The 15,475-nt window shown below is 39.6% G+C and carries 20 protein-coding genes and 12 tRNA genes; 3 read left to right on the top strand and 29 right to left on the bottom strand.

What is annotated here, in order from left to right; all coding sequences use genetic code 11:
• The 18 genes from tsaD to AC5WOE_RS11955 form a co-directional block, all read right to left on the bottom strand.
• Complete coding sequence (tsaD, locus tag AC5WOE_RS12040; protein WP_496050411.1) at positions 1-999, bottom strand: tRNA (adenosine(37)-N6)-threonylcarbamoyltransferase complex transferase subunit TsaD; 999 nt, start codon at positions 997-999, stop codon at positions 1-3.
• Complete coding sequence (gene rimI / locus AC5WOE_RS12035; protein WP_496050410.1) at positions 989-1,453, bottom strand: ribosomal protein S18-alanine N-acetyltransferase; 465 nt, start codon at positions 1,451-1,453, stop codon at positions 989-991. The genes tsaD and rimI overlap by 11 nt, the downstream gene beginning before the upstream one ends.
• The gene (tsaB, locus tag AC5WOE_RS12030) at positions 1,450-2,151 is read right to left on the bottom strand and encodes a tRNA (adenosine(37)-N6)-threonylcarbamoyltransferase complex dimerization subunit type 1 TsaB (protein WP_496050409.1); all 702 of its coding nucleotides are present in this window, start codon (positions 2,149-2,151) and stop codon (positions 1,450-1,452) included. Before tsaB ends, rimI begins: the two co-directional genes overlap by 4 nt.
• Positions 2,148-2,594 (bottom strand): tRNA (adenosine(37)-N6)-threonylcarbamoyltransferase complex ATPase subunit type 1 TsaE, encoded by a 447-nt coding sequence (gene tsaE, locus AC5WOE_RS12025; protein WP_496050408.1) that lies wholly within the window; start codon positions 2,592-2,594, stop codon positions 2,148-2,150. The genes tsaB and tsaE overlap by 4 nt, the downstream gene beginning before the upstream one ends.
• A 118-nt stretch (positions 2,595-2,712) precedes the next feature.
• Positions 2,713-2,786: transfer RNA gene (locus tag AC5WOE_RS12020), tRNA-Gly, on the bottom strand.
• A gap of 8 nt (positions 2,787-2,794) precedes the next feature.
• Positions 2,795-2,871, bottom strand: a tRNA-Pro gene (locus tag AC5WOE_RS12015).
• Positions 2,872-2,918: 47 nt separating this feature from the next.
• A tRNA-Leu gene (locus AC5WOE_RS12010) sits at positions 2,919-3,004 on the bottom strand.
• A 23-nt stretch (positions 3,005-3,027) separates the two neighbouring features.
• Positions 3,028-3,111, bottom strand: a tRNA-Leu gene (locus AC5WOE_RS12005).
• A 13-nt stretch (positions 3,112-3,124) separates the two neighbouring features.
• Positions 3,125-3,200: transfer RNA gene (locus AC5WOE_RS12000), tRNA-Lys, on the bottom strand.
• A 28-nt stretch (positions 3,201-3,228) separates the two neighbouring features.
• A tRNA-Gln gene (locus tag AC5WOE_RS11995) sits at positions 3,229-3,303 on the bottom strand.
• 13 nt (positions 3,304-3,316) lie between these two features.
• A tRNA-His gene (locus AC5WOE_RS11990) sits at positions 3,317-3,392 on the bottom strand.
• 10 nt (positions 3,393-3,402) lie between these two features.
• Positions 3,403-3,479: transfer RNA gene (locus tag AC5WOE_RS11985), tRNA-Asp, on the bottom strand.
• Positions 3,480-3,507: 28 nt separating this feature from the next.
• Positions 3,508-3,583 (bottom strand) — tRNA-Val (locus tag AC5WOE_RS11980).
• 5 nt (positions 3,584-3,588) lie between these two features.
• A tRNA-Glu gene (locus tag AC5WOE_RS11975) sits at positions 3,589-3,665 on the bottom strand.
• 18 nt (positions 3,666-3,683) lie between these two features.
• A tRNA-Ser gene (locus AC5WOE_RS11970) sits at positions 3,684-3,774 on the bottom strand.
• Positions 3,775-3,779: 5 nt separating this feature from the next.
• A tRNA-Asn gene (locus AC5WOE_RS11965) sits at positions 3,780-3,855 on the bottom strand.
• A 179-nt stretch (positions 3,856-4,034) separates the two neighbouring features.
• Positions 4,035-4,733, bottom strand: a complete 699-nt coding sequence (locus AC5WOE_RS11960; RefSeq protein WP_496050407.1) for a Bax inhibitor-1/YccA family protein — start codon at positions 4,731-4,733, stop codon at positions 4,035-4,037.
• A gap of 60 nt (positions 4,734-4,793) precedes the next feature.
• Positions 4,794-5,111 (bottom strand): hypothetical protein, encoded by a 318-nt coding sequence (locus tag AC5WOE_RS11955; protein ID WP_496052668.1) that lies wholly within the window; start codon positions 5,109-5,111, stop codon positions 4,794-4,796.
• Between the two features lie 146 nt (positions 5,112-5,257).
• Between AC5WOE_RS11955 and cmpA the strand changes: the two genes are divergently transcribed.
• The gene (cmpA, locus tag AC5WOE_RS11950) at positions 5,258-5,392 is read left to right on the top strand and encodes a cortex morphogenetic protein CmpA (protein ID WP_496050405.1); all 135 of its coding nucleotides are present in this window, start codon (positions 5,258-5,260) and stop codon (positions 5,390-5,392) included.
• A gap of 55 nt (positions 5,393-5,447) precedes the next feature.
• Here the strand turns inward: cmpA and AC5WOE_RS11945 are convergent, their stop codons facing one another.
• The 8 genes from AC5WOE_RS11945 to acpS all read right to left on the bottom strand — a co-directional run bounded on the left by AC5WOE_RS11945 (position 5,448) and on the right by acpS (position 13,066).
• Complete coding sequence (locus AC5WOE_RS11945; RefSeq protein ID WP_496052667.1) at positions 5,448-7,604, bottom strand: Tex family protein; 2,157 nt, start codon at positions 7,602-7,604, stop codon at positions 5,448-5,450.
• Between the two features lie 157 nt (positions 7,605-7,761).
• On the bottom strand, positions 7,762-8,547 hold the full coding sequence (gene sigB, locus AC5WOE_RS11940) for an RNA polymerase sigma factor SigB (RefSeq protein ID WP_240875850.1): 786 nt from the start codon (positions 8,545-8,547) through the stop codon (positions 7,762-7,764).
• Entirely contained in the window at positions 8,513-8,968 is a 456-nt protein-coding gene (gene rsbW, locus AC5WOE_RS11935) for an anti-sigma B factor RsbW (RefSeq protein WP_496050403.1), read from the bottom strand. The genes sigB and rsbW overlap by 35 nt, the downstream gene beginning before the upstream one ends.
• Before the next feature lie 222 nt (positions 8,969-9,190).
• The gene (locus AC5WOE_RS11930; protein ID WP_240875848.1) at positions 9,191-9,541 is read right to left on the bottom strand and encodes a type II toxin-antitoxin system PemK/MazF family toxin; all 351 of its coding nucleotides are present in this window, start codon (positions 9,539-9,541) and stop codon (positions 9,191-9,193) included.
• Positions 9,542-9,546: 5 nt separating this feature from the next.
• Entirely contained in the window at positions 9,547-9,798 is a 252-nt protein-coding gene (locus tag AC5WOE_RS11925) for a CopG family ribbon-helix-helix protein (protein WP_160800440.1), read from the bottom strand.
• A 514-nt stretch (positions 9,799-10,312) separates the two neighbouring features.
• The gene (alr, locus tag AC5WOE_RS11920; protein ID WP_496052666.1) at positions 10,313-11,518 is read right to left on the bottom strand and encodes an alanine racemase; all 1,206 of its coding nucleotides are present in this window, start codon (positions 11,516-11,518) and stop codon (positions 10,313-10,315) included.
• A gap of 79 nt (positions 11,519-11,597) precedes the next feature.
• Positions 11,598-12,599: an outer membrane lipoprotein-sorting protein gene (locus tag AC5WOE_RS11915; RefSeq protein ID WP_496050401.1), complete on the bottom strand. Its 1,002-nt coding sequence runs from the start codon at positions 12,597-12,599 to the stop codon at positions 11,598-11,600.
• 116 nt (positions 12,600-12,715) lie between these two features.
• Positions 12,716-13,066 carry a holo-ACP synthase gene (gene acpS, locus AC5WOE_RS11910; RefSeq protein ID WP_496050400.1) on the bottom strand — a complete coding sequence of 117 codons (351 nt, stop codon included), beginning with the start codon at positions 13,064-13,066 and terminating at the stop codon, positions 12,716-12,718.
• A gap of 152 nt (positions 13,067-13,218) precedes the next feature.
• On the opposite strand from acpS, the gene AC5WOE_RS11905 reads away from it, so the two are divergent.
• A complete protein-coding gene (locus tag AC5WOE_RS11905; protein WP_496050399.1) occupies positions 13,219-13,668 on the top strand; it encodes a DUF2269 family protein in 450 nt (149 codons plus the stop codon).
• 336 nt (positions 13,669-14,004) lie between these two features.
• On the top strand, positions 14,005-14,193 hold the full coding sequence (locus tag AC5WOE_RS11900) for a hypothetical protein (RefSeq protein WP_496050398.1): 189 nt from the start codon (positions 14,005-14,007) through the stop codon (positions 14,191-14,193).
• A gap of 48 nt (positions 14,194-14,241) precedes the next feature.
• Here the strand turns inward: AC5WOE_RS11900 and AC5WOE_RS11895 are convergent, their stop codons facing one another.
• From AC5WOE_RS11895 to AC5WOE_RS11885, 3 genes are all read right to left on the bottom strand, one after another.
• Positions 14,242-14,457: a heavy-metal-associated domain-containing protein gene (locus AC5WOE_RS11895; protein ID WP_496052665.1), complete on the bottom strand. Its 216-nt coding sequence runs from the start codon at positions 14,455-14,457 to the stop codon at positions 14,242-14,244.
• 193 nt (positions 14,458-14,650) lie between these two features.
• Positions 14,651-14,917 (bottom strand): phosphocarrier protein HPr, encoded by a 267-nt coding sequence (locus tag AC5WOE_RS11890; RefSeq protein ID WP_496050396.1) that lies wholly within the window; start codon positions 14,915-14,917, stop codon positions 14,651-14,653.
• Positions 14,918-15,282: 365 nt separating this feature from the next.
• Positions 15,283-15,411: a family 1 glycosylhydrolase gene (locus tag AC5WOE_RS11885; protein WP_496052664.1), complete on the bottom strand. Its 129-nt coding sequence runs from the start codon at positions 15,409-15,411 to the stop codon at positions 15,283-15,285.
• Positions 15,412-15,475 lie beyond the last annotated feature (64 nt).

The following is a 15,475-nucleotide window of genomic DNA, read 5'->3' as shown; positions in this document are numbered from 1 at the left end:
TTAAATCAATGGAAGATTTGCTACTGCATTGAGTTCTAAGTCAGCTTTCTTCTCAGCATCGTAAAGAAAGTATGCTGCGGACGCAATCATCGCTGCATTATCGGTACAGAGTTCTAGTGGCGGTATACATAATGTCATGTTATTTTGCTTCGCTCTATTGTGCAATCGGCTACGCAAACCGCTATTTGCCGCTACCCCTCCAGCTACGACAAGATGTTCTACATCTTTTTGCTCCATCGCTCGAAATGTCTTCTCAACAATTACATCTAACACTGCATCTTGGAAACTAGCTGCTAAGTCTTTTTCAGAGTAATGCTCATTTTGTTTGATAAATTGCATGACGGCGGATTTTAAACCACTAAAGCTAAAATTCAATGACTCTTTCTCCAGCCATGCCCGTGGCAAGGGATAGACAGGTGAGCCTTGGGCTGCTAAGCGGTCAATGTGCGGTCCTCCTGGATAAGGAAGGTTCATCAAACGAGCAACTTTGTCAAACGCCTCGCCTACTGCATCATCTCGTGTACGTCCAATCCGTTCAAAACGCATATGATCTTTCATATAAATAAGCTCCGTATGACCCCCAGAAACAACTAAGGCGATCAAAGGAAAGCGAAGTGGTGTTACCAAATGATTGGCATAAATATGCCCTGCGATATGGTGAACAGGTATCAAAGGAATACGAAGCGCAAACGCTAGTGCTTTTGCAGCAGCCACCCCAATGAGCAGAGCGCCGACTAAACCTGGGCCTTGAGTAACTGCAATGGCACTAAGCTGATCTTTGGTTACATTTGCTTCTTTTAATGCTTGTTCGATTATCAACGTAATCCGCTCCACGTGGCGCCTAGAAGCGACTTCTGGGACAACCCCCCCAAAAGCTTGGTGAATCTCCATCTGTGAACTTATGACGTTTGAAAGTACTTTTTCTCCGTCTATAACTACAGATACACTTGTCTCATCACAACTTGTTTCGATACCCAGTATCACCGTTCTATTCTTCATTCAAGACCAATCCCATCAGTATGGCATCTTCTCCATTGTCTGGATAATAATTTTTTCTCGTTCCGATCACAGTAAAACCCAAATTCCGATAAAGATGTTGAGCTCTTTGGTTGGACTTTCTGACTTCAAGTGTCACATCGGAAGCCCCTAGTTGCTTTGCAAGCTCGATCATATAAGCCAAGATTTCTTTTCCAGTTCCTTGCCCGCGATAATCCGGATGAAGAGCGACATTAGTAAGTTGCGCTTCATCTAACACCACCCACATACCCGCATATCCAACAACATTTCCATCTACAAGTGAGACAATATAATAAGCCAAATCATTCGCAGTAATCTCATCTTTAAACGAGTATTCACTCCAAGGATCAGTGAAAGAAAGTTCTTCAATCTCCATAACAGCAGGAATATCTGTTACCTTCATCGGGCGAAACAAAACCGTTTTGATAAAGTTCATGTTAACCGCCCCAATAAATTTTTCTCAGCCAATGTTAACTGCAAATAGTTAGGAGAGAAGTCATGTCGTTCACTCTTATTTGTTTCCAACCATTTTTGCAGGGCTAATATGCCGAGATTACTTGCACGTGGAAGATGTTGACTAGATGGCGTCATAATCGCTCTCTCTTTTAATGCAGATGTTATTTTATCACTAAACATAGTGACATCATCACCAATGAATAGTGTCTCATTTTCATTTTGTTTCAACTGTTCGAGCAGATCATCCATCAAAATAATCTGTTCTGGCATTTTTAGTTGCAGACCGTTTTCTTGCCTGTGGTATACAGCCGCATAGACTTGTTCACGCCTTGCATCAATTAAAGGAACAATATTTCCTGGGAAATGCAGTCCGTTCATCGCGATAACTTCCAATGTGGAGACAGCAAGAAATGGTTTATGTAAAGCCCATGCAAATGTTTTAACCGTAGTGACTCCGATTCGAACCCCTGTGTAGGAACCAGGCCCTGCGGTAACTGCAAATAAATCCATATCCGATAATGTCATATCCAAGTCTGTTAACAGTTCGTCAATAGCAGGCATCAATCGAACCGAATGATTTTTCTTCAGATTAGTAGACTTCTCTCCAAGTATTTTTTGCTCATTTAATACAGCAATACTTAGTACAAGTGTTGAAGTATCCACTGCTAATATATTCATGATCCCATCAACTCCTTGTACAGTGTGGGAGAATCAATTTTTATGGCTCTGTCCCCTGTTGGCAGGACTTCTATTTCAATAAAAATGGTCTCTTTCGGTAACAACAAAGCAATTCGGGATGGCCATTCAACTAAACTTACACCATCTCCATATAAATATTCATCTAAGCCTAATTCTTCTGCACTGTCTTCCTCTAATCGATACACATCCATATGATAAAGAGGTAATCTACCCTTATAAATTTTTAAGATAGAAAAAGTTGGGCTGTCTACATATTCTTCTACACCGAGTCCCTTAGCTAAACTTTGTGAAAAAGTTGTTTTACCTGCTCCCAATTCACCAGATAAAGCAATGACGGCTCCTTTAGATAACCTCGTCCCTATTTGAAATGCTAATGCTCTTGTTTCCTCTTCATCTACTGTATAAATAATCGGTTCATCCAAGGTTTAACACCGTCCTTCTTCATGAAATAATACTATCTTACCAAGAAACCGGAAAAGAAGAAAGTTTCGGAGTCCCAAATAAAGGAAAAAAGCTGTGCAGATGCACAGCTTTTTGTGATGGAGCGGGTGAAGGGAATCGAACCCTCACATTCGGCTTGGAAGGCCGATGTTCTACCATTGAACTACACCCGCATAAGCTTTGGTCGGGGCGACAGGATTTGAACCTGCGACCTCCTCGTCCCGAACGAGGCACTCTACCAAGCTGAGCCACGCCCCGGTCATAAAAAAAGAAAAGTTACGGTCATAACTCTTCGATGTGTGAATTGGTGCGGTCGATGGGACTCGAACCCATACGGCCTAGGGCCACTACCCCCTCAAGATAGCGTGTCTGCCAATTCCACCACGACCGCAAAATATAAAGTTTATGAAAATATGGTACGGGTGAAGGGACTTGAACCCCCACGCCTCTCGGCGCCAGAACCTAAATCTGGTGCGTCTGCCATTCCGCCACACCCGCATATTTTTGAAAATGGTGAGCCATGAAGGACTCGAACCTTCGACCCTCTGATTAAAAGTCAGATGCTCTACCAACTGAGCTAATGGCTCTTACTTATTTGAAATTGCTTTGAAAAAATGGCTGGGGAGGAAGGATTCGAACCTTCGGTACACGGTACCAAAAACCGATGCCTTACCTCTTGGCTACTCCCCAAAGTGTAAAAAAGTGGGGCGATCGAAGGGATTTGAACCCTCGAGTGCCGGAGCCACAATCCGGTGTGTTAACCGCTTCACCACGACCGCCACAAAAAAATGGCGGGGCTGACGGGATTCGAACCCGCGGTCTCCTGCGTGACAGGCAGGCATGTTAGGCCTCTACACCACAGCCCCGTATGGGTAAAAATAAATATTTTGAATCTGGTGGGCGTTGACGGGATCGAACCGCCGACCCCATGCTTGTAAGGCATGTGCTCTCCCAGCTGAGCTAAACGCCCAAAAATGGTGACCCGTAGGGGATTCGAACCCCTGCATGCCAGCGTGAAAGGCTGGTGTGTTGAACCGCTTCACCAACGGGCCATTAAAAACCGAAATGTCTGGCGGAGAGAGAGGGATTCGAACCCTCGCATGGCTGACGCCATCTAACGGTTTAGCAAACCGTCCTCTTCGGCCTCTTGAGTATCTCTCCTAAGTTGGCTCCCAAAGCAGGACTCGAACCTGCAACCTATCGGTTAACAGCCGATTGCTCTGCCAATTGAGCTATTTGGGAACATTTTTGAGACAAGAGTTATTTTAACAAAAAGCACTACTTATTGCAAGCTTTTTTTATCCGCTTTGAGCGACTTCTATAATCTAGCATGATTTGTCCTCCTGCGTCAAGCATAAATTTTCATTCTTACAAAAAAACCTCCTCACATGATGTGAGAAGGCTTTATTTGCTGCTAATTATTAGTCTCTGCTCAAAATATTGATCAAGTTTTGCAAGATCGCAATAAAGTCAATGTAAAGCATCAATGCTCCATAAATAGCGACTTTTGTAGCAGTATTTTCGTCCATGGATTGAATGCTGGCACTCATATGCTTAATGTTTTGCACGTCATATGCGGTAATTCCACAAAAAACAACAACGACAATATAGGAGAGGATTAAGCTTCCTGTACTGCTGTGCAAGAAGAGTACATTCACCAAAGTAGCAAGAGCTAATCCCAAAAGAAGCATCAAGAAGATAGAGCCCATTTTAGAAAGATCAGCTTTGGTTATAAATCCAATCGCTGCCGAAATACCAAACATACCAGCTGTAATTATAAAAGCTGAACCTATTGTACTGATATCTACATAAGCAAAATATAAGCTAAAGGTTACCCCATTAATCGCTGCGTATAAGAAAAACAAAAACGTCGCTGTAAAGGCGGAAATCCTGCCGATCAAAGCTGAGATAGCCATTACAATTATAATTTGAACAATGATGGCACCCCAGATGATACTGCTATTAAATTTGATCAGGGCAGATATGTCTGCATTACTACTTAAGAAATAAGCAATAATTCCTGTAAGTAGTAAGCCAGCAAACATCCACGAAAAAACGCGTTGAAATAAGCCTCGTTCTGTTCTAACCGCAGAAGAAGATTGATAGTATTGTGGTCCCACTACTCATTCCTCCAATATGGATATAAAAACAATTTCTCAACTCCAAGTATACTTGCTCGATCAAGAAAGATCAAGCAAACCTAGACTTTCTATGCTCTTTTTCGTCTCTTCTGTTCCCAATTGGTATATCGCTGAATAAATTTCTCGGACATTTTGGTCTACATCTGTGCTCGCTTTTTGTCGATCCTCGGTTCGAAAAGGTAAATGCGATTGCACATAAGTGTCCCAGTCATTATTGTATGCTTGTTGAAATAAATCTTGTACGTTTTTTATTTCCTCATCTGTTGCCTGAATTTCAAAATCATATGGTGCATCATCTAACAACTGTTCGGAGTGAATGGTTCCATCAACTGTTACATAATAGGTTTGTTTTTTCATTTAAAATTCACCTCTTCTACCTTTTTCCCTCAAACTTTTCATTTCATGCATACTTTTTTCGTGGAATCTCACAAGTATAGGCACAAGACAACCCCTGTCTGTAATAAACATAAGTAAATATCAGTTTTATACAGGGGGAGTATGCCATGCCCAATTGGCTAAGTAAGCAATTGATGCAAGCATTTCGGCAAAAAGATCGTGGTCAAATACGTTTTTTAAACCGATGCTGGTTTACTTTTATAAAAAAAGAATATGAGGACAAAGATAAAAATTTATTTTGAGGTTGAAAATGAAATTTTCAGCAAAAAAAGCTAGGTGAGCTACCTAGCTTTCCTTTTATTCTTGTACCATAGTAAGACTGACCCGGTCTCGGATTTTATCTACAGAAAGCACCCATACATCCACAATATCCCCGACTGTAACTACATCCATCGGATTGCGGACAAATCGGTTGCTGAGCTTGGAAATATGGACAAGCCCGTCATTTTTTAATCCGATATCTACAAATGCCCCAAAGGCCACAACATTGCGAATGGTTCCTTTTAAGTGCATTCCTGTCTCCAAATCTTCCGCTTTTAACACATCTGACCGAAGAATAGGACTAGGCAAAGATTCCCGAGGATCTCTTCCAGGACGGAGTAGTGAATCGATCATATCTCTAAGTGTCGGTACACCACTATTTAATGCCAATGCCATTTTTGATACATCGACTTTTTTTAACTTTTCCTTGGATTGATCGAGGCCCAATTCTTCTACTGAAATACCGAGTATCTGCAAAAGTTGTTCGGCAATGGGATAAGATTCAGGATGAATAGGTGTTTTATCGAGTGGATTATCTCCTTCACGAATACGCAGAAATCCAACAGATTGTTCAAATGTTTTAGCTCCGAGTTTTGGTACTTTCGTAAGCTGTTTTCGGTTCGTATATTTTCCAATCTTTTCACGCTCTGCTACTATGTTTTTTGATACTGTTTTGCTCACCCCTGAGATATATTGGAGCAAAGATGGAGAAGCAGTATTGACATCCACTCCGACATAGTTAACAGCTGACTCCACAACTTGGGTTAATGACTCTGATAGTCTCTTTTGATTAACATCATGTTGATATTGTCCAACACCAACCGATTTTGGATCAATTTTAACTAATTCTGCTAGCGGATCTTGCAGCCGCCTTGCTATTGAGACTGCACTCCTTCTGGCTGCATCTAACTCAGGAAACTCTTCTTTCGCCAGTGGAGAAGCAGAATAAACACTGGCACCAGCCTCATTGACAATCACATAGTACAGATCTTTATCAGATTCCTGAATAACTTCTGCAATGAAATTTTCTGTTTCTCTTGAAGCAGTTCCATTGCCAATTGCAATCAAACTAATTGGGTATTTTTCTAGTAGCGCATGAACTTTTTCCTTTGCTTCTTCCACTCGATCATTTGGCTTTGTAGGATAGATGACATCAATATCTAATAATTTTCCTGTATCATCTACTGCTGCTAATTTACATCCAGTCCGGTATGCAGGATCAACCCCGAGTACTACTTTGCCAGTAATCGGTGATTGGAGTAATAGATGTTTTAAGTTCTCTTTAAAGATATCAATCGCTTTTTCTTCCGCATCTGCCAGCATTTTTGCATGTATTTCACGATCAATAGAAGGAGCAATCAAGCGCTTATAGCTATCTTGCATAATCGGCAGCGTGTATGTATTTTCGTGAGGGAACCATTTACGAAGTAAAGTATAAACTTCTTCCTCTTGTAGCTTAATCTTTAGCTTCAGCACTCCTTCTCTTTCTGCTCTGCGAACGGCAAGAACACGATGAGAAGGCATGGTACGTATTGGTTCTTGATAGTCATAGTACATCTCATAAACAGTAGACTCATCAGCATCTACTGCCTTTGATTCTAGTACCCCTTGATTCCAAGTATAGGTGCGTACCCATTTCCTCGTGTCAGCGTCTTCTGAAATCTCCTCTGCGAGAATATCCAGTGCCCCCTTGATGGCTTCATCAACGGATTTGACATCTTTCTCTTCGTTTACAAAAGAGGCTGCCAATTCTTCGCTATTGACGATCTCTTTTGAATCTAAAATGATTTTAGCTAAAGGTTCCAAACCTTTTTCTCTTGCCATACTCGCCCTAGTTTTTCGTTTTGGACGGTAAGGGAGATATAAGTCTTCTAATTCTTGGAGTTTGGTCGCTTTCACTAATTTTTGATGCAGTTCTTCTGTCAGCTTCCCCTGTTCATCTATCAATCGGATAATTTCATCTCTTCGAGTATACAACCCTGCAATATAGCGATATCTTTCTTCAATTTGGCGAAGCTGTTCTTCGTCCAGTTCTCCAGTCATTTCTTTTCGATAACGCGCAATAAATGGTATCGTGTTCCCCGCTTCTAGCAATTCCATCGTTACTTTTACTTGTTCTACTCGAAATGATAACTCTCGAGCTACTTGCTCAATTAAATCCATAACATCTACAGTTGCTTCCATAACTTCCATCTTTACACCACCTAAACTTGTGTTCGTTCTCTATTTTGGCATACTTAACTATCACATGTAAAACAGGATAACGAAAAAAACTTGCCCACAAAGTGGACAAGTTGTAGCTTTCTTCAGCGGGTTCGGGAAAGCATTTGTTATGTAGAATCACAGTTGTCTAAATGATTTCCGACAAATCCATGCGTATCGTTTGACGAAGCTTTTTGAGGGCACGACGCTGCAATCTGGAAACATGCATTTGGGAAATCCCTAAACGATCCCCCACCTGTTTTTGACTCAAGTTCTCAAAGAAAATCAACTCTAAAATTTCTCTTTCACGACTACTGAGCGATTGAAAAATTTTCTCTAATAATAATTGCTTATCAATTTTTTCAAATGCTTCATCCTCTGCCCCCACAAGATCAAACAATGTAAGGGGATTTCCTTCGGTTGAAGATTCGATTGGAGAGTCCATGGAGACTGCTTGATAACTTCGACCCATTTCCATTGTCTCTAAAATTTCTTCAGGTGTGACTTCTAGGTATTCTGCGATTTCCGTAACCAATGGGGATCGTTGTAAATTGATAGTGAGCTGTTCCACTGCTTTTTTAATGCGAGGACCTAATTCTTTGATTCTGCGAGGAACATGGACGCTCCAGGTTTTATCACGTATATGACGTTTTACTTCCCCAACGATCGTAGGGACAGCAAAACTTTCAAAACTTCTGCCCACTTCTGGATCGTATCGTTTGATCGCAGCGAGTAAACCAATCATTGCTACCTGTACAAGGTCTTCATATAATTCCTGCCCGCGTGAAAATTTGTATGCGACGGATTCCACCAAGTCGCGAAACTGGGTGACTAGCTGTTCCTGGGCTTCTCTATCTCCTTCCCGCCTATACCGATCGACTAGTTCAATAATTTGATCTTCATCGAGTCGGGTAGGATGCGGGCGACCCGGCATGCTCCTCCACTCCATTCTCTTTTATAAATTTAGTCAGCTTAACTATTACCCCTCCCTCGTCTTGAACATCGACTTGATCCATCAGTGATTCGATAAAATATAATCCCAATTCTTGTTCACGTAATGCTTTTAATTCTAGGTTTTCTAAATCTTCTTCGTTTATACACTGATCTGCTACTTCAATTTCGAGGCGATTGGAGAATATATTACAACATACTCTGATGTCACCATCTCCATCCGTATATAGTGCATCTACTGCATTTGTACAAGCTTCAGATACTGCTAATTTTAAATCCTCAATATCATCATAAGAAAAACCCATCCGATTGGCAATCCCAGAGACCGCTAAACGAGCAATACTGACAAAATCAGTTTTGGCGGGAATGACTAAATTCACCAGATCAAGGGGTTGTTCCTTCATTGCAATTCATCCTCCTGAGGGTTTCAAAATCAAAAACCTTCTTCAATTTGTTTTCTTCATTTTTCCAAAATAGATATTAGACATGCTTTCCGTTTGAGACTAACCAAATACATTGTTATGCAAGTGCTAATGAACATTAGATGAATTCACAAAATCATTTCCCCGTAAAGAAGCGAAATAAACATAAAAAAAAGCAGGTATCCCTACCTGCTAAATAAAATGTTAAAAATCAATAAGTCCTAAACTTATCTGAAGTGCATCATTTACTCTACTCATCATTTCTTCATCAAGATGAGTAATTTTATCTGTCAGCCTCTGTTTGTCAATCGTCCGGATCTGTTCCAGTAAAATGACCGAGTCTCGATCAAAACCATATGCTTTAGCATTAATCTCCACATGGGTAGGTAGCTTGGCCTTTTGTATCTGGGCAGTAATCGCGGCGACGATCACAGTGGGGCTAAAGCGGTTTCCTATATCGTTTTGAATAATCAAAACAGGCCGAACCCCACCTTGTTCGGATCCGACCACAGGGGAAAGATCAGCAAAATACACATCGCCACGCTTTACGATCAAGATACCTACACCCCGCTAACCAAACGATCCAAGGTACAATCCGCTTCCTCTTCTGCTTGAAAAGCTTCGTGTGATATCCCTAGATTAATTCGAGCCATTTCCATGTACCCTTTTTTCATCATCTCTCGAATGAAGCGCTTTTTTCTCTCACGGAGATACAACTTCATCGCTTGACGAATAAATTCGCTTCGATTGGAGTTATCCTGTTCTACCAAACCATCCACTTCTTGAAGCAAATTTTTCGGTAGGCTGATCATGATTCTCTTGGTACTAGACAAAATATGTGCACCCCCAACCAATCTACACCGTTAGCGATATTTAGTAAAACCTACAATTTTTACTGTAATGTCCCTATAACACCACATAATACTACCATTATGTTGAATGGAACGCAAAAATATACGATACAAAACATCGCAAACGAAAAACATTCCTAGCAAATATAAAAATAGGCCATATTGAGATTCTAGGCAGTTAACGCACACATTCCATTTCTATTTTGTGCGACTCCTAATTAAGGGCTGTCTCATCAGCCCATCCTATGCAGTTAAAAATGACTGCATAGATGGAACACCTGCCACCAGCGTTCTAGTTTTTTTACCTCGAATAGATTTACCCCTTGAGAAAATTTATTCGTCTCAGAAATCGCAATAAAGAGGTAACCTACTACCAGTGGGATGAGCACTGCTCATGTGATCTAATTTACAAAATATTCCCTTCACTTGCAACTATTTTTTAAGGTTTCCAAGAAAGGAAGTATTTATTGTAACTTTATTCGTGCAAAATAGGAAAATTCCTTTTATCTTTTGTTCCCGCTTCAGAATAAAGTGCATTCCGAGCTGAAACAAGTTGACCATTTTGGAAATACAGGCGAGGTACTCGGCTACCGAGACGTGTTACAATCTCATAGTGTATCGTATCGATTTGCTCTGCAATCTCATCAGCTGTAATCTCCTCACCACCTTGTTTGCCAATCCAAACTACTTCATCATGGACAGCCACTGGCATTGCCTCACTTACTCTCAACATCACTTGATCCATGCAAACCCGACCTACGATTGGAACCCGGATACCACCGACTAGCGCTATCCCATTGTTGGAAAGATGTCGAGGCAGTCCATCAGCATACCCGATTGGAATGGTCGCGATCCATTCATCGGTGGAAGTCGTGTACGTCTTGCCATAACTGATACCTGAACCCTTAGGCAAACATTTAAGTTGTGTAATAGCTGATTTCAAACTCAATGCACGTTTCAACTTGACATCTGGATTTGATACATCCTGAAATCCATACATACTAATGCCTATGCGTACTAAGTTACACCATTTTTGCTTCATACGCAAAGCACCAGCACTATTAGCAGCATGCCTGAGTGAAATTTCAATCCCTAATTCATCTAATTGTTGCAAAATCTCCTCAAATAGACACAACTGATGCTCAAAGTAATTTGAGTTTTCATCATCAGCTGTAGCAAAATGCGTATATATTCCTTCAAGTTCCACCCATCTCAAGCTATTAAGCTGGTTGATAAAGGAAATAACTTCATTTGGTGCTATTCCTAATCTACCCATCCCTGTATCTACTTTTAAATGGATCTTCGCAGTTTTCCTCAATCTCTGCGCTACCTGTTCAATCTGTCTTACATGATTTTGATCAAAGACCGTAAAAGTCAAATCGAACGAAAGCGCTGTTTCAATAGCATGTGGAGGAATATACCCAAACACAAGAATAGGAGCTCTTATCTGTGCTTCTCTTAACTGAATGCCCTCATCTACAAATGCTACACCTAAATGGGTTGCTCCTGCAGAGATTGCAGCAAGTGAAACAGTAACAGCTCCATGTCCATATGCATCGGCTTTTACCGCTGCAAGGATTTTCGTTCCAACAGGTAAAATTTGACGAAACTGAGTGATATTATGCTCAATCGCATCAAGATCCACTTCAATACGGGTATCTCGATAATACGTATGCTCCACTACCGTTCACCCCAGCAATAGCCAAATGAAAATAATTAGTCTTATTATAACAAAATTGGCCATTGCTTAAAACAAATTATTATTTTTCAGTTTGATTTAATACCGAATTGGCGATTTTTTGCATCTCTTCTAGTGGGATATTTCCTACCAATTCAAAGTCTTTCCCATCCATTGTCCAAGAAAGATGTTGCTGGGTGGCAAATTTCATCCAAACACCTTCTGCATCAGTAAGATCAATAGGATCACCTTTCATCGACGTACTAGTTTCCATTGTTTTCGCTGCCCTTTGGGTGAGTGTAAACGGTTGTTTCCCCATAAATCGCATCACAACAATAGGTCCATGCATACCTTGAATAGTTTCTTCATCTACTAATCTACTACCACTAGGCAAGTATCCAGGAGTTACAGCAGATAATGTTTTTGATGTATCTGCCATGGTTTGCTTTGTGTTCTCTGGTAACCCTTGAAGATTACGGTCCATATCAAAAGCATTTTTGTCAAATGTAGTATCTAGTTTAAACTTATCGTACTTGACTTGGACCATCACATGATTATTCTCATCTAAAATGTTTACCCGTTTTGGTAAATAATCTTGATCCAACCATATTTGTTGTTTCACCCAAGTACGATGGTAATCATTATTCGTTGCTACGTCAAAACGATAATCATCCTTTTCTGTTCGAAATTGCCGCTTCGGATCTGTAATCACATTTTGTAAAATTGATTGATACAAATAAATTTGTCCACTATTAAGCGGCCAATCACTTTGGAAACGAAAACTTTTTTTCAAATGTGGAGTCAATACATACACACCATTTTTGTTTTTTAATAAGATTTGTGTAATATTTTTCTTTGTGTTTGTAAGTGCTACCCGATAAAAATTAGGCTTCTGATACCAAACCTCAATGTCAATGGATTGTGGCTCTTGTCCATTGTTTATCGTCATAGTTCCATGACTGGAATACGACTCCAAGTGCTGAGAACGATCAGTTAAATCTTCTATTACATCTTTTGAATCTTTCGGACCACAAGCAGTCAACAATAAAAATAAGCAGAGTACACCAGCCCATCTAGCTTGCATTTCTCTCCTCCTTATGATTTTTAGGAAGCAAGGTACTTGTCTAACCTCTAATTGGTACATGTTTATGCTTGCAAAAACCGGTTATTCGTGAAAAAAAATAGCCCTCTGTTGAAGGGCTATTTTTCCAAGACTACCATCGCTATTGCATAATGATCACTATGAGAAATAGACAAATGAATGGCAGGCTTATTTTCTTGGTTTTTCCATTGTGTTTTAGGAGCTCCAAGTCGATCCGAAAGAATCGAGACATCATAAAAAGCAAAATCCGCCCCAATTCCAGTGCCTAAAGCCTTGGAAATTGCTTCTTTTGCAGCAAAACGTCCTGCTACAAACTCTATCTTTCGCTTCTCTTTTACTGGTATCAAAGCTTGTTCGCTCGGAGTTAATATTCTGTTTATTAATCGGTCTATTCCAATCTGCTCTATACGCGACAACTCAACGATATCTGTCCCTATTCCTACAATCACTACTCCACACCTTTTCTAATTTTCAATTATATTCTAAGGTTTTTATCACACATATTACTCTCAAAGTGGAATCTTTGTTTTGCTTCATGATAATATATCATTGACAATTGTATAACATATTTTACATAGGTAAACGAAGGAGTAATACAAACATGTGGGATGTAAAAATAAGCTTGTTTATTCATGTACTTTGTGTAGCGACTTGGTTTGGTGCAACTACTTTGATGGCCATGTATCTTCGCAATGCAACCCGTACCAATGATGAAACCATCATGGCCAATTCACTCGCAACTGCACATCGCTGGAACCTTACCATGATGATTCCAACTTCTGTAATAGCTTTGATCACCGGATTGTATATGTTGATGAAATATGATGCAAATAAACCACTCTGGCTTTTGGTCAAAGAACGAGTTGGATCTCTCTTTGTTATCGTTTTTATTTTAGTTATTGCTTTTTATGGTAAAAAACTACTGAAAGCAGCAAAAGAATCTGCTGCAAGCAGTACAACTGCCTCATTCTTAAAACGATACATCATGATCTTAAACCTATCTTTACTCGTTATGTTGGTTCTCATTTTCTTTGTTACCACAAAAATATAAGCAAAAATATGATTTCTAGCTAGCCACATCAAGGCTAGCTTTTTTAGCTTCAAAAAAATCTTTGAATATATTATTGATTAAAGTCTTTTGACATCCAATAGACACATATTGCCCAAATTTTCTTACTAATTTTGTAAAAATATGAATATTGCAGATGGGTAATATATGGTTTATCATTAAAAATGTATCATAATTGGGGGTGGAGGGATGCTTAATGGAAGAAGATTATAAAAGTGGACAGGAGCGGAAAGAGGAGCTCCAAGAAAAAATTCTTCGCGACATCGAGGATCTAAAAGAAACCACCGACCAAGCAGAAAAAGAGGGTTGGTACTAGCCGTGAGCGATCGAAAAAGTTATGAAAAATGGACAACGGAAGAATTTGTGATCAAACGGGATGGCTTACGAACAAGAATAAAAAATGATATTGATTGGTTAGACCAAGTAATCGCACAAGAAGAAAGAGAACTAGCTCAATTGGAAGCAAAAACGAAATCGTTTCTTTCATACTTATTTTTACGCAAATAATGGGCTGACCAATAGGAAGCCCAATTTGTTTTTCATCTTATACACCAACTAATTGCTTTTTTCTACTTCATAACCTTCTTCCAACATAACATCCACTATCTGTTCAATCTCTAATTGCTGTTCATCGAAAGACACCGTTACTTCCCGTTTATTTAAATCGACCACTACGGTGTGCATTCCCTTTAGTGCGCCAACTGCTTGTTCAATAGCTCGAACGCAGTGTTGACAAGACATCCCATTCACAGATAAAAGTATTTTCGACATAACATTCTCACCTTTCAAATCGATAGTAGTTAATTCGGCAAAATAAAAGAAAAACCTTCTTAAACTAGAATTGCTTAATCTTCAGAGTATGCCCGCTTCTTGTATTCAAAAAGAATCGCTTCAAAAAAAGCGGTTATTCATAAAGTAGAAAAGCGCTGTATCTTTCATAGGAACAGCGCTTTTCTTATAGAAATTAACTAGCCATATTCGAACTTTTTAGTAACTCTTCTAACTTGACGATCGCATCATCCTCATCAGAACCTTCTGTGGTTATTTTAATTGTCTCGCCTTTTTTAATACCTAATGCCATTACACCCATGATAGATTTTAAATTAGCTTTTTTATCTTTATATTCTATGTTGATTTCTGAACTAAATTTACTTGCGTTGCTCACTAAAAGGCTAGCTGGACGCGCATGTATACCTGCCTCTTCTATCACCGTAAATGTTTTTTCTTTCATCATGATCCTCCTAATCTTTTGTAAAAATAAAAAAATCTCTAAAGAAAACTTGTCGATGTATCTTACCTTTCAAGGCGCAGACAGAGGCTCAGTTGCACTTATGCACCTCAGACTAGGGCACAAGTCGCTATACTCCTAATCTCGCTTTGTAGATAAGATAAAATTTATACCTCTCATCTACTAAAACAAAAATATAAAGTTCTTCTTTCCCTGCAACTCATTAACTTTGCTATGTACACTGCGGTTAGAGTTAAAGAGAGGTCAGATAAGGTTGTTCTGGTAGTATACTCATAAGCAAAGTGAAATACACAACCTCATCTTCCCTCATTATTTAGAACTATAATTTTTGTCCAGTATATTTAGTATTACAGTTCTTCACCATTAGATGCAACAACATTTTTATACCAATAGAAACTGTCTTTCTTTTTCCTTAACAGAGTTTCATTTCCTTGATCGTCTTTGTCAACATAGATGAAGCCGTATCTTTTACTCATTTCAGATGAAGAGCAACTGACAATATCAATTGGTCCCCATGGGTAATTCCTCTGACACTACGCC

The sequence above is a fragment of the Shimazuella sp. NTD248 genome, from assembly GCF_059510395.1.
This window is presented reverse-complemented; position numbering and strand designations above follow the sequence as displayed.

Bases quoted from the DNA above. Each gene is read 5' to 3' on its own strand.
- tsaD (WP_496050411.1), bottom strand. From the start codon at position 999: ATGAAGAATAGAACGGTGATACTGGGTATCGAAACAAGTTGTGATGAG.
- rimI (WP_496050410.1), bottom strand. From the start codon at position 1,453: ATGAACTTTATCAAAACGGTTTTGTTTCGCCCGATGAAGGTAACAGAT.
- tsaB (WP_496050409.1), bottom strand. From the start codon at position 2,151: ATGAATATATTAGCAGTGGATACTTCAACACTTGTACTAAGTATTGCT.
- AC5WOE_RS11955 (WP_496052668.1), bottom strand. From the start codon at position 5,111: ATGAAAAAACAAACCTATTATGTAACAGTTGATGGAACCATTCACTCC.
- cmpA (WP_496050405.1), top strand. From the start codon at position 5,258: ATGCCCAATTGGCTAAGTAAGCAATTGATGCAAGCATTTCGGCAAAAA.
- AC5WOE_RS11945 (WP_496052667.1), bottom strand. From the start codon at position 7,604: ATGGAAGTTATGGAAGCAACTGTAGATGTTATGGATTTAATTGAGCAA.
- sigB (WP_240875850.1), bottom strand. From the start codon at position 8,547: ATGCCGGGTCGCCCGCATCCTACCCGACTCGATGAAGATCAAATTATT.
- rsbW (WP_496050403.1), bottom strand. From the start codon at position 8,968: ATGAAGGAACAACCCCTTGATCTGGTGAATTTAGTCATTCCCGCCAAA.
- AC5WOE_RS11925 (WP_160800440.1), bottom strand. From the start codon at position 9,798: ATGATCAGCCTACCGAAAAATTTGCTTCAAGAAGTGGATGGTTTGGTA.
- AC5WOE_RS11915 (WP_496050401.1), bottom strand. From the start codon at position 12,599: ATGCAAGCTAGATGGGCTGGTGTACTCTGCTTATTTTTATTGTTGACT.
- AC5WOE_RS11905 (WP_496050399.1), top strand. From the start codon at position 13,219: ATGTGGGATGTAAAAATAAGCTTGTTTATTCATGTACTTTGTGTAGCG.
- AC5WOE_RS11895 (WP_496052665.1), bottom strand. From the start codon at position 14,457: ATGTCGAAAATACTTTTATCTGTGAATGGGATGTCTTGTCAACACTGC.
- AC5WOE_RS11890 (WP_496050396.1), bottom strand. From the start codon at position 14,917: ATGAAAGAAAAAACATTTACGGTGATAGAAGAGGCAGGTATACATGCG.
- AC5WOE_RS11885 (WP_496052664.1), bottom strand. From the start codon at position 15,411: ATGAGTAAAAGATACGGCTTCATCTATGTTGACAAAGACGATCAAGGA.